Source organism: Saccharopolyspora halophila (assembly GCF_039531955.1).
GTDB lineage: Bacteria > Actinomycetota > Actinomycetes > Mycobacteriales > Pseudonocardiaceae > Saccharopolyspora > Saccharopolyspora halophila.
Map to the genome: position 1 here is coordinate 64,927 of NZ_BAAARA010000023.1, position 12,570 is coordinate 77,496.

Here is a 12,570-nt window from a genome sequence, read left to right on the forward strand (position 1 = left end):
TCGTGCTGCCCGACCAGGTGCGTGGGGTTCGCAGCCGACGCGCGAACACGCTCCGTGTCGAGGTGTCGCGTTCCCGCCGCGCCGCGGTTCGTTCCGGCATACTGCTCGACCGGAGGTGCCCGATTTGACCGCTGCGGACCTCACCCCGCTCGACGACCTTCCGCTGCTCGACCACCACGTGCACGGCGCGCTGACCACCGACCTCGCGCGGCCCGAGATGGAGAGCGCGCTGACCGAATCGGACCGGCCCGTGCCGGGGTGGATGACGCAATTCGACTCGCAGCTGGGGCTGGCCGTTCGCCGCTGGTGCGCCCCGGTGCTGGACCTGCCCGCGCACGTCGCGCCCGAGGAGTACCTCCGCAGGCGGTCCGAGTTGACCGCCGCCGAAGTGACCGGGCGCCTGCTGCGGGCGAGCGGGATCGCGACGTGGCTCGTCGACACCGGCATCGCAGGACCCGGCGTCCTCTCCCCCGCCGAGATGGCCGCGGCCTCCGGTGCTCGCGCCTGGGAAGTGGTGCGCCTGGAAGCGGTGCTCGAGCAGCTCGCCCGGGAGGGCTTCTCCGCCGCCGAGCTGCCCGCCCGGTTCCCGGAGGTGTTGGCCGAGCGCACGGCGAGCGCGGCCGGGCTCAAGAGCGTCGTCGCCTACCGCTCCGGGTTCGATTTCGAGCCGAACCGCCCCTCCGACAGCGAGGTCGTCGCCGCCGCCGAGCGCTGGCTGCGCGCCGGTGGCGGCCGGGTCGTCGATCCGGTGCTGCTGCGATTCCTGCTGTGGGCGGGCGTGGATCGCGGCCTTCCGCTGCAGCTGCACACCGGACACGGCGACCCGGACCTGCGGCTGCACCGGTGCGATCCGCTGCTGCTGACCGAGTTCATCGAGCTCGTCGAGCCCACCGGCACCGAACTCGTGCTGCTGCACTGCTATCCGTTCCACCGCAACGCGGGACATCTCGCGCAGGTGTACCCGCACGTGTTCTTCGACGTCGGGCTGGCGATCAACCACACCGGGCTGCGTTCGGACTCCGTGGTCGCCGAATCGCTGGAGCTGGCACCGTTCGCGAAGGTGCTGTTCTCCACCGACGCCTACGGCCCCGCGGAGCTGCACCACCTCGGAGCGGTGCTGTGGCGGCGCGCCATGCGCCGGACGCTGGCTCCGTGGGTCGAGGACGGCGTCTGCTCGGCCGAGGACGCGCTTCGAGTAGCGAGCATGATCGGCCGGGACAACGCGCGGCGTCTCTACGGCTGTTGACCCCGATGTGAACCACGACATAGTGTCCCGAGCCATCTGATGTCAGGTGGATGGTGGTTTGCCCGTTGTCGTTGCCCGATGAACTTGCCGAGCAGCTCCTCGGAGCGATCATCGATGGAACCTATCCGCCGGGCACCGCACTGCCCTCCGAACCCGAGCTCGCCGAGCTGTTCTCGATCAGCAGGCTGACGGTGCGCGAGGCGATCAAGGCGCTGCGGGTGCAGAACGTGGTACGCATCCAGCGCGGGCTCGGCACCTACGTCAACACCCCGGACCGCTGGACCTCGCTGGAACCGCTGATCCGCGCGACCACGAGCCGCGGACCGGCCGACAGCGACCTGCTGGACGCCCGACGAATCCTGCAGGCCGGCGCCGCGGAGCTCGCTGCGGTCAACCGCACCGGGGAGGACCTGGCACGACTGCGCGCGCACCTGCAGGAGCTGCGGAGCGCGCCCGACGCCGCCGCGTTCTCCGCCGCGGACCAGGCCTTTCACCGCGCGATCATGTCTGCCAGCGGAAATTCCTATCTCCCACTTATGTTCGAGCCGTTCGCGAAGATCGATGCCGACCGGGACGCGCGACGGCACGAGCAGGTCCTCGCCGCTCTCGAAGCGGGCGACCCGGTCCGGGCGCGGGAGGCGATGAACGGCGCCGCCGCAACGCGTTCGGAGGGCGAACCGGCGTAACCCGGCCGAATCGGGCTCGTTGATCTCCTCTGAGTCCCTGGGAGGTCCTCATGCAACGACGCCTGTTGGCCCTGCTCCTCGCGCTGACCACGGCCTTGGCCGGGTTGACCGGTGCCGGAGCCGCCACCGCCGATCCGGGCGCGCGCGGGGAGCAATTCCCCGGCGTCGCAGTCGAAACCGATGTCCCGATCACCATGTCCGACGGCATCGTCGTGCGCGCCAACGTGCGGCGCCCGGCCGACGCCGAGGGCGATCCCGTCGCGGGACGCTTCCCCGTGCTGCTGACCATCACCGCCTACAACAAGAACGCCCTCGACGGTCCCGCCGCCGGCGTCATCGGCGGCTCGTCGGACTTCTTCGTCAAGCGCGGGTACGTGCACGTCACCGTCGACGCGCGGGGAACCGGGAGTTCGGACGGTTCCTGGCAGGCCTTCGACGACCGGGAGAACACCGACTCCGGTGAGATCGTGGAATGGGCCGCCTCTCGCGGCCGGCCGTGGAGCAACGGATCGGTGGGCATGCACGGCGCGTCCTACATGGGCATCAGCCAGCTGTTCGCCGCGAGCCATCGCCCGGCCGGGCTCAAGGCGATCTTCCCGCAGGTCCCGGCCGCCGACACCTATCGCGACGTGGTGGCCTCCGGTGGCGCGCTCGACGTCGGCTTCATTCCGCTGTGGATGGGGCTGGTGACCGGAACCGGGGTCATCCCACCCGATTACGGCCCCGCCGAACCTGATAACGCGCTGCAGATGTACCTCTCGCGGCTCAAGGGAGCCACCAGCTTCACCGCACCGACCCTGCTGGAGGCGACCCTGGGGCTCAACGCGGCCTTCGACGGGCCGTTCTACGCCCAGCGCTCCCCCATCAACGTGGTGGACGACATCGACGTCCCGACGTTCCTCGTCGGTGGCGAGTACGACCTGTTCCAGCGCGGCACGCCGATGATCTTCGACCGGCTGCGGCAGAACGGCGTCCCGACCAAGATGATCCTGGGCCCGTGGGACCACCTGCAGGCCAGTTCCGGTTCGGCGATCGCCGAAGCCGGCCACGGCACGTTGCAGGAGCTCCAGCTGCGCTGGTTCGACCACTACGTCAAGGGCGTCCCGGATCCGGGCCTGAGCGACATCCCGCCGCTGACCTACCACGAGATCGGCTCCGGCGAGTGGCGGCACGCGCAGGACTGGATCGGCGAGCAGCGCGCCACCACGTTCAACCTCTCCGGGAGCTCCTTGCCGGGACGGCCGGGGGCGCTGACCGCGGGCGACGCCGACGACGGGGCCAGCCCCGTCGCGCCGGTGCCGGTCTCCGGGCTGTGCACTCGCTCGGCCAACCAGTGGACCGCGGGACTGCCCAACGCGGTGGGCGTCGGCGCGCTCTGCGAGGACAACCGGCTCAACGACACCACCGGGGCGGTCTTCGAAACAGCGCCCGTCGACCGGCCGTTGCGCCTCCGCGGTCCGATCAACGCGCACCTCAACACGTCCACGCCCACCGGCAACGGCATGTTGTCGGTCTCGGTGTCGGCGGTGTCCCCGGACGGCGAGGTGGACCGTCTCACCGGCGGCTGGCAGGTCCTCTCGCACCGCGCGCTGGACGAGTCGAAGTCGCGCTATCTCGACGGGGAGCTCATCCAGCCGTTCCACCCGTTCACGAAGGAAGCCCAGTCGGTGATGCAACCCGGCAGGCCCGAACCGATCGACGTCGAGATCTTCCCCACCGGCGCGGTCATCCCGCCGGGCAGCAAGCTCCGTGTGGCCATCCAGGCCTACGACGTCCCGCACCTGCTGCCAACGGTCCGCGACCTGCCAGCGGCCCTCTCCCCGCTGACGATCCACACCACCCCGCAAAACCCCTCGCACATCACCCTCCCCACCCTCGACTGATCGGGCGAGGTGACAGTTTTGCCTAAAACTGTCCGGACATTTCGGGCGCCAACTGCTTGCAGTTTTAGGCAAAACTGTCACGGGTGACCGAAGTGAGCGGCCCCGCGCCCTGTGCTTGGGTTCTAGTGGTGGGTGCGGGGCCGCTTCGGGATCGGGTTACTTGATCTCGCAGAGGGAGGCGCCCTGGGAGACCGAGTCGCCCGGGGTCGCTTCGAGACCGGTGATCGTGCCGGACTTGTGGGCGTTGACCGGGTTCTCCATCTTCATGGCCTCCAGGACCGCGATCTGCTCGCCCTCGGCGACCTCCTGGCCCTCGGTGACGGCGACCTTGACGATGGTGCCCTGCATCGGGGCGGTGACCGCGTCGCCCGAGGCCGCGGAGCCGCCCTTGCCCGCGGTGCGCTTGCGCGCCTTCTTCTCCTTGCCCGCGGGCGCCGCCGACGGAGCGGCGAACCCGGCGGGCAGCGAGACCTCGAGCCTGCGCCCACCGACCTCGACCATGACGGTCTGGCGCTCCGCGGACTCCTCGGCGACCTCGGCGCCGCCGGTGAACGGTTCGATGGTGTTGTCGAACTCGGTCTCGATCCAGCGGGTGTGCACGGTGAAGCCGTCCTCGCCGACGAAGGCCGGATCGCGCAGGATCACCTGGTGGAACGGCACCACGGTCGCCATGCCCTCGACGACGAGCTCGTCGAGCACCCGGCGGGAGCGCTGCAGCGCCTCCTGCCGGTCTGCGCCGGTCACGATGATCTTGGCCAGCAGCGAGTCGAACTGCCCGCCGATCACGCTGCCGCTCTCCACACCGGCGTCGATGCGCACGCCCGGCCCCTGCGGGGCCACGAACTTCGTCACCGTGCCCGGGGCGGGCAGGAAGTTGCGGCCCGCGTCCTCACCGTTGATCCGGAACTCGATGGAGTGGCCGCGCGGTTGCGGGTCCCCGTCGTACTCCAGCTTCTCGCCCTCGGCGATGCGGAACTGCTCGCGAACCAGGTCGATTCCGGTGGTCTCCTCGGAGACCGGGTGCTCGACCTGCAGCCGGGTGTTGACCTCGAGGAACGAGATGGTGCCGTCCTGCCCGACCAGGAACTCCACGGTACCCGCGCCGTAGTACCCCGCCTCGGCGCAGATCGATCGGGCGGCCTCGTGAATCCGGCTGCGCTGGTCCTCGCTCAGGAACGGCGCCGGGGCCTCCTCGACCAGCTTCTGGTGCCTGCGCTGCAGCGAGCAGTCGCGGGTGCCGACCACCACCACGTTGCCGTGCTGGTCGGCGAGCACCTGCGCCTCGACGTGCCGGGGCCGGTCCAGGTAGCGCTCGACGAAGCACTCGCCGCGCCCGAAGGCGCTCTCGGCCTCGCGCACCGCGGAGTCGTAGAACTCCGGGATCTCCTCCATGGTGCGGGCGACCTTCAGGCCGCGCCCGCCACCGCCGAACGCGGCCTTGATCGCCACCGGAAGCCCGTGCTCCTCGGCGAAGGCGACCACCGCGTCCGAACCGGAGACCGGGTCCTTGGTGCCGGGCACCAGCGGCGCGCCCGCGCGGGTGGCGATGTGCCGGGCGGTGACCTTGTCACCGAGGTCGCGGATCGCCTGCGGCGACGGGCCGATCCAGATCAGGCCGGCGTCCTGCACGGCCTGGGCGAAATCCGCGTTCTCGGACAGGAAACCGTAACCTGGGTGCACCGCGTCGGCGCCTGCGCGCTTGGCGACCTCGACGACCTTGTCGATGTTGAGGTAGGACTCACCGGGCGTCGAACCGCCCAGCGCGAAGGCCTCGTCGGCCAGCCGCACGTGCTGGGCGTCGGCGTCGGGCTCGGCGTAGATCGCGACCGAGGCGATGCCCTCGTCCTTGCAGGCGCGGATGACCCGCACCGCGATCTCACCGCGGTTGGCGATCAGGACCTTGCTGATCGGCGTCACGTCCACAGTGGTCAACTCCTAAAATTCCCGGCGCGACGCCGGAGCTGCATGGGAAATCTCTTCGTCGGCGCGGCGCATCAGCCGGGCATCCCGGACGCGCGCCAGGCGTTGGGGCCGGGACGCAGCGGGCGGCGTCCGGCCGGGTGGCGCAGCGCGGCGTCGCGGTCGGCCCACAGCGACATCGGCTCGGCCGGTTCCGCCGCGGGCTGCGCGGCGGCAGCCCCGGCCAGTGCCGCTGTCAGCGCGGCGATCTCGACGTCGTCGGGGTTGCCCCGCACGATGCGCAGCACCGGTCGGTCGGCTTCGTCCTGGCTCATCTAGACCACCTCGTCACAGCGGGATGTTGCCGTGCTTCTTGGCGGGCAGGTTGGCCCGCTTGTCGGCCAGCACGCGCAGCGACCGGGCGACGTGACCGCGGGTGTGCGACGGCGGGATCACCGAATCGACGTATCCGCGCTCGGCGGCGGTGTAGGGATTGCACAGGGTGTCCTCGTACTCCTGCTGCAACCGCGCCCGCTCGGCCTCGACGTCCTCACCGGCTTCGGCCGCCTCCGCCAGGGTGCGCCGGTAGAGGATGTTCACCGCGCCCTGGGCGCCCATGACCGCGATCTGCGCGGTCGGCCAGGCGAGGTTGATGTCGGCGCCGAGGTGCTTGGAGCCCATCACGTCGTAGGCACCGCCGTAGGCCTTGCGGGTGATCACGGTGACCAGCGGGACGGTGGCCTCGGCGTAGGCGTAGAGCAGCTTGGCGCCGCGCCGGATGATGCCGTTGAACTCCTGGTCGGTGCCCGGCAGGAAGCCCGGCACGTCGACGAAGGTCAGCACCGGGATGTTGAACGCGTCGCAGGTGCGCACGAACCGGGCCGCCTTCTCGCTGGCGTCGATGTCCAGCGTGCCCGCGAACTGGGTGGGCTGGTTGGCCACCACGCCGACCGGCTTGCCCTCGACGCGGCCGTAGCCGGTGATCATGTTCGGCGCGAACAGCGAGGAGACCTCGAGGAACTCCTCGTCGTCGACGACGCGGTTGATCACCTCGTGCATGTCGTAGGGCTGGTTCGGCGAGTCCGGGACCAGCGTGTCGAGCTCGCGGTCGGCATCGGTGATGTTGTCGGCGACCGCGCCCGCCTCGATCTCCGCACCGTCCTCGATCGGCGCCTCGGAGAGGTTGTTGCTCGGCAGGAACGACAGCAGGTCCTTGACGTAGGTGATCGCGTCGTCCTCGTCGGAAGCGAGGTAGTGCGCGTTGCCGGAGCGCGAGTTGTGCGTGTGCGCGCCGCCGAGCTCCTCGAAGGTGACGTCCTCGCCGGTGACCGTCTTGATCACGTCCGGTCCGGTGATGAACATGTGCGAAGTCTTGTCGACCATCACGGTGAAGTCGGTGATCGCGGGCGAGTACACGGCCCCGCCCGCGCACGGACCCATGACCAGCGAGATCTGCGGGATGACACCGGAGGCGTGGGTGTTGCGCTTGAAGATCTCGGCGTAGAGGCCCAGCGCCGCGACGCCTTCCTGGATGCGGGCGCCGCCCGAGTCGTTGATCCCGATCAGCGGGCAGCCGGTCTTGAGCGCCAGGTCCATGGCCTTGACGATCTTCTCGCCGAAGACCTCGCCGAGCGAGCCGCCGAAGACGGTGAAGTCCTGGGAGAAGACGCAGACCTTGCGGCCGTCGATGGTGCCGTAACCGGTCACCACGCCGTCGCCGTAGGGACGGCTGGAGTCCATGCCGAAGTTGGTGGAGCGGTGCCGCGCGTGCTCGTCGAGCTCGACGAACGAGCCCTCGTCCAGCAGCATGTCGATGCGCTCGCGGGCGGTCTTCTTGCCCTTCTCGTGCTGCTTGGCAACCGCGCGCGCCGAGCCGGCGTGCACCGCCTCGTCGTTCCGCCGGTACAGATCCGCCAGCTTGCCCGCGGTCGTGTGGATGTCCGGCACGTCAACCGGCGGCTCACCGACCGGCTCCGTCGCGCTGCTCATGCAACCAACCTGTTCTCGTTACCTGCTCTGGTCCAGTATCCGCACCCCGCGGTCGGCACTGCACACCGACGCGCGCGGGCGCACCTTTTCGCCGCGCGGCGCGCGGGCGGATCCGGTCTGCGCGGAGATTAATGCGGCACGACCCGCGCAGTCAACGTCCAAGTGATCGGTGGATAGCTCGTCAGGATTCCGGAGAAACAGCTTTGCCTGCGGGTTCAATGTCTAAGTGAATTGCCAGTAGCGCACTGGGCAACGGACATCGCGGTATGGATCACAGGCCTGTCACCGGGGTCTCCAGCATCAGCGCCGAGCCCAGCCTGCGCAGCGCCCGGTGGTCGCGCACGGGCCCGGTGCGCGCCATGTCGTTGGCCGCGGTCAGCGCGGCCTGCACCAGGATCCGCGAGCGCACCTCGTCCACCGCGGGCCGCGCCTCGCAGAGCAGCCCGACCCATTCGGCCACGTAGGCGTGCTGGGTCTGGCGGGCGCGGTGCCGCTCCCCGTCGGGAAGGTGGTTGACCTCGCTGACCAGGATGTCGATGAAGCCGCCGTGGTCGAAGGCGAACCCGATGTACGAGCGCAGCAGGTCGCGCAGCGCCTCGGCCGGGTCGGCGGTGCTGGCCAGGGTGCGTTCGAGCTCGACCTCGAGCCAGGAGTTGCCGCGGGTGATCACCGCGGAGAGCAGCTCCTGCTTGCTGGCGAAGTAGTTGTAGAGGCTCGGCCCGGCGATGCCCGCGGCGGCGCCGACGTCCTCGGTGGTGACCTTGCTGTAGCCGGCGTCGGAGAACAGCCGGGTAGCAGCGGCCAGCAGCAACCGCCGCCGGGACGCGCGACCGGTGAACAACGACAGCTGGTCCGGTCCCGCGGTCGGGCGGGCGACGAGCTCTTGGGGCGGCTGCGTCCCGATGACCACGACCATGTCGCGCAGCAGCTGCTCGAAGTCGCGGCGCGGGAGCTCGACCTGGTGATAGCTCGGGCTGGTCAGCACGCTGAAGGTGCACCAGGCGCGGAACCGGGCATCCGCCTCGGAGACGCCCGGGTTGAGCGCGCGCACGAGCGCTGCCAACCCGGAGGCGACCCCGCGCAGCTCGTCGCGCAGCGTCTCGCGCATCTCCGCGGGGAGGTGGCGGGACTCCCGCTGCCAGAGCACCCCGAGCTGGCGGTGGTCCAGCGAGGCCGCGGCCAGCCGACCCACGGTCTCCTCGGCGTCGTCGATCTCGCCGGTGATCTCGGTGAACGGCTGGAGGTGATCCAGCACCAGCTGGGTCAGCAGCTCCTGCTTGCCCTTGAAGTGCCGGTACAGCGCGGAGGACCCGACCCCGACGGCCTCGGCGATGTCGCTCATCGCCACGCCGTCGTATCCGCGCCGGTAGAACAGGTCGGCGGCCGCCGAAGTGATCATCGACCGGCGGTTGCGCGGACGCGTGTTCCGCGCGGGCGGGTTGCCCACCTCGGCCATCGAACCTCCCTGATCGACCCGGGAGCATACCGACCGGTGGCCCCGGCGGACCTCGGGTTGCCGCGGCGAGGGCGTCACTCGCGACGCAGGGCCAGCACGGGGATGGTCCGGTGCCCCCGGGCCTTCTCCTCGTAATCGGCGAAGCCCGGGTAGCGGCGGGCCTGCTCGGCGTAGACGCGGTCGCGCTCGGCGCCGGTGAGCTCCTGAACGCGCACGTCGTAGTCCTCGTCACCGACCTCCACGCGAGCCCGGCCCGCAGCGGTGAGGTTGTGGTACCAGTCCGGGTTGGTGGGCGCGCCCGCCTTGGAGGCGAACACGTAGATGCTCTTCCCGTCCTCACCCGGCAGGTACATCATCGGGTTCACCCGTTCGGTGCCGCTCTTGCGGCCGACGTGGTGCACCAGCACCATCGGCGCACCCTCGAACGGGCCGCTGACGCGGCCGTGGTTGGCGCGGAACTCCTCGATGACCTTGTCGTTCCATTCCGACATGCGCACCTCCACTGGTAGTGCCCCCGATGGTCCTCGCGAAGACGAGATCGAGCACGCCGACCGGCTTCGTCCCTAGTGGACTCGGCGCAGCGGAATCTCGGATAGGCTGCGCACACTCGGTTTCAACCTCGCAGGAAATGGGCGCACCCACATGTCCGAAATCGCCGACAAGCTCAGCGTCGCAGACGTCGACGCGCGCCGCGGCCGGATCTCCGAGGTCCTGGTCGACGCCTTCTCCGAGCTGATGGACCGCAGCCCGGCGGCGTTCAGGACCAAGTTCCGCAAGATGGCGGCCTCGCCGTTCGCCTTCTACCGCGGCAGCGCCTGCCTGTTCTACGCCGACGTGGCCCGGCTCGACGACCCGTGGGCCGATGAGCGCACCAGCCGGGTGTGGATCCAGGGCGACCTGCACGCGCAGAACTTCGGCACCTACATGAACGGTTCCGGCGTGCTGGTCTTCGACGTCAACGACTTCGACGAGGCCTACCTCGGGCACTTCACCTGGGACCTGCAGCGCTTCGCCGCGAGCCTGGCTCTGCTGGGCTGGTCCAAGGCCTTGCCGGACGCCGACATCGTCTCCTTCGTCAAGCACGCCGCCACCTCGTACCTGGACCAGGTGCGGCACTTCGCCGAGCGCTCCGACGACTCCGAGTACTCGCTGCGGCTGAACAACACCACCGGAACCATCCACGACGTGCTGCAGCAGAGCCGCCTGAAGAGCCGCACCGAGATGCTGCACCGGATGACCGAGGCGGAGGGCTACGACCAGCGCATGCGGCGCGGGGCCAACATCCGGCAGCTCGGCGACGAGGAACGCGGCCGGGTCGAGGAGGCGTTCCAGCACTACCTGGAGACCATTCCGCAGGAAGTGCGGATGAAGGACATCGCCTACACGATCAAGGACGTCGTCGGCTCCAGCGGTTTCGGGATCGGCAGCGCGGGTCTGCCCGCCTACAACATCCTCATCGAGGGTCCGACCGAGGCCCTGGAGAACGACATCGTGCTGTCGATGAAGCAGGGCAACGTCGCGGCACCGTCGCGGGTGGTCACCGACGCGCGGATTCACGACCACTTCCAGCACCACGGCCACCGCACCGCCCTTTCGCAGCGCGCCCTGCAGGCGCACACCGACCCGCTGCTGGGCTACACCGAGCTCGGTGGTGTCGGCTACCTCGTCTCCGAGCTCTCCCCCTACGAGTCCGACCTCGACTGGGAGAACCTCACCGAGCCGACCGACATCCTGCCGGTGGTGGACTACCTCGGCCGCGCGATGGCCAAGATCCACTGCGTTTCGGACGCGCAGTCGGATGCCGAGCTGGTCACCTTCCAGGTCGAGGACGCGATCATGCACGTCGTCGGCGGCCGGCAGCAGGAGTTCGTCGACTGGCTGATCGAGTTCGCCCTCTCCTACGCCGACGTGGTCCGCGACGACTACCGCCTGTTCGTGGACGCCTTCCGCAACGGCGAGATCGGCAACGTGACGGCGACCGCGCGATGATGACTCCGGCCACCCGCTGCGGCTACCAGACCCAGCGGGTGGCCGCGGAGAGCTCCTCGGGGGTGGCCTCCGCGTAGCGCGCGGCCTCGCCGCGGCGGACCGTGCAGACGGCGTCGTGCAGCTCGGGCCCCAGCGCCTCGGCGAGCACTGCGGATTCCGCCAGCGCGTCGGCGGCCTGCTGCGCGTTCGCGGGCAACCGCCGGGCGGTCGATCCCGCGGACAGCGCCGGATCTCCGGTGATCTCGGCGGGCAGCCGCGCGGATTCGCGGATACCCGCCAATCCAGCCGCGATCACCGCGCCGACGGCCAAGTACGGGTTGGCCGTGGCGTCGAAGCACTTCACTTCGGCGTTGGCGGCCCAGGTCTCGGTGCCCGCCGTTCCGGTGATCAGCCGCAGGGCCGCCTCCCGGGTTTCGCGTCCCCAGACCTGCCAGATGCCGGCCCACCGCGAAGGCCCCAGGCGCAGGAAGCTGGCCGGGTTGCCCGCACCGATGGCGACCAGCGCGGGCAGCTCGCGCAGGATCCCGGCCAGGAACGCCTCGCCTTCCGGACGCAGGCCGTAGCGGCCCGGACCGTCGGCGAGCAGGTTCCCGTCGGCGTCGTGAGCCGAGAGGTGCAGGTGCGCGCCCGAGCCCGGCCCGCCGGGCACCAGGCAGGGCGCGAAGCTGGCTCGCCAGCCGTGCCGACGCGCGAGCGCGCGGACCGTGTGGCGCACCAGCACGGCGTCGTCGGCCGCACCGACCGGATCGTTGGGCTGCACCGAGAGCTCGGCCTGGCCGAGCGCGTACTCGGGGTGGAACTGCGCGACGCCGATGCCCTGCTCGCCCAGCGCTGCCACCAGATCGCGGCCGTAGTCGGCGAGCGCTTCCAGCCGGGTCTGGCCGTAACCGGACCCGCTGATCGCGGCCTCGAACTCGGTCGAACCCGCCACGGCCAGCGCCCACTCGTGCTCGAAGGCCGCCGCGACGCGCAGCCCCGCGGCCGCGGCCGCTGCCGCCTGCGCGGCGGCGAACGCGCGCTGGCAGGCGACGAACCGAGACCCCTCCTGGACGAACTTGTCCCCGGGGGCCCACGCCCACCCGGGCATCGCCGCGAGCGGCACGAGCCGGGACACGTCGGGGACCACGCGCAGGTCGCCATCGGGCCCGCCCAGGTGCGCGCCGCGCAGCATCGCGTCGTCGAAGGTGAAGGTCTCGAAGCACGGCGACGCACCGACGCCGTAGCGCGCGGCTTCGGAAAGCCGGGACAGCGGAACGCTTTTGACCCGGACGATGCCCGCGTTGTCCACGAAGGACAGCTCGACGAGCTCTACCCCGCGCGCCCGCAACCGAGCCGAGGCGGCCTGCAGCGAGGCGGGCTCGGGCGCCGGGATGCGATCACCGCTCATGCACCCACGGTAGTCGCCTGGGGCGTGTTTACGAA

At 70.4% G+C, this 12,570-nt stretch carries 10 protein-coding genes; 4 read left to right on the forward strand and 6 right to left on the reverse strand.

The window, feature by feature from the left end; genetic code table 11:
* Positions 1-124: 124 nt before the first annotated feature.
* From ABD289_RS23325 to ABD289_RS23335, 3 genes are all read left to right on the forward strand, one after another.
* Positions 125-1,246 (forward strand): amidohydrolase family protein, encoded by a 1,122-nt coding sequence (locus tag ABD289_RS23325; protein WP_344137055.1) that lies wholly within the window; start codon positions 125-127, stop codon positions 1,244-1,246.
* Between the two features lie 65 nt (positions 1,247-1,311).
* The gene (locus ABD289_RS23330; protein ID WP_344137058.1) at positions 1,312-1,932 is read left to right on the forward strand and encodes a FadR/GntR family transcriptional regulator; all 621 of its coding nucleotides are present in this window, start codon (positions 1,312-1,314) and stop codon (positions 1,930-1,932) included.
* 50 nt (positions 1,933-1,982) lie between these two features.
* A complete protein-coding gene (locus tag ABD289_RS23335; protein WP_344137060.1) occupies positions 1,983-3,815 on the forward strand; it encodes a CocE/NonD family hydrolase in 1,833 nt (610 codons plus the stop codon).
* A 156-nt stretch (positions 3,816-3,971) separates the two neighbouring features.
* Here the strand turns inward: ABD289_RS23335 and ABD289_RS23340 are convergent, their stop codons facing one another.
* The 5 genes from ABD289_RS23340 to ABD289_RS23360 all read right to left on the reverse strand — a co-directional run bounded on the left by ABD289_RS23340 (position 3,972) and on the right by ABD289_RS23360 (position 9,650).
* Positions 3,972-5,738: an acetyl/propionyl/methylcrotonyl-CoA carboxylase subunit alpha gene (locus tag ABD289_RS23340; RefSeq protein WP_344137378.1), complete on the reverse strand. Its 1,767-nt coding sequence runs from the start codon at positions 5,736-5,738 to the stop codon at positions 3,972-3,974.
* 71 nt (positions 5,739-5,809) lie between these two features.
* The gene (locus ABD289_RS23345) at positions 5,810-6,049 is read right to left on the reverse strand and encodes an acyl-CoA carboxylase epsilon subunit (protein WP_344137063.1); all 240 of its coding nucleotides are present in this window, start codon (positions 6,047-6,049) and stop codon (positions 5,810-5,812) included.
* A 13-nt stretch (positions 6,050-6,062) separates the two neighbouring features.
* Positions 6,063-7,703, reverse strand: coding sequence for an acyl-CoA carboxylase subunit beta (locus tag ABD289_RS23350; protein WP_344137066.1), 1,641 nt, complete (start codon positions 7,701-7,703; stop codon positions 6,063-6,065).
* A 271-nt stretch (positions 7,704-7,974) separates the two neighbouring features.
* Positions 7,975-9,159 (reverse strand): TetR/AcrR family transcriptional regulator, encoded by a 1,185-nt coding sequence (locus tag ABD289_RS23355; RefSeq protein ID WP_344137069.1) that lies wholly within the window; start codon positions 9,157-9,159, stop codon positions 7,975-7,977.
* Between the two features lie 74 nt (positions 9,160-9,233).
* Positions 9,234-9,650 (reverse strand): nitroreductase family deazaflavin-dependent oxidoreductase, encoded by a 417-nt coding sequence (locus tag ABD289_RS23360; RefSeq protein WP_344137072.1) that lies wholly within the window; start codon positions 9,648-9,650, stop codon positions 9,234-9,236.
* Between the two features lie 151 nt (positions 9,651-9,801).
* On the opposite strand from ABD289_RS23360, the gene ABD289_RS23365 reads away from it, so the two are divergent.
* Positions 9,802-11,148, forward strand: a complete 1,347-nt coding sequence (locus ABD289_RS23365; protein ID WP_344137075.1) for a DUF2252 domain-containing protein — start codon at positions 9,802-9,804, stop codon at positions 11,146-11,148.
* Between the two features lie 22 nt (positions 11,149-11,170).
* Here ABD289_RS23365 and ABD289_RS23370 read toward each other — a convergent pair whose 3' ends face one another.
* Positions 11,171-12,535 (reverse strand): type I glutamate--ammonia ligase, encoded by a 1,365-nt coding sequence (locus ABD289_RS23370; RefSeq protein ID WP_344137078.1) that lies wholly within the window; start codon positions 12,533-12,535, stop codon positions 11,171-11,173.
* Positions 12,536-12,570 lie beyond the last annotated feature (35 nt).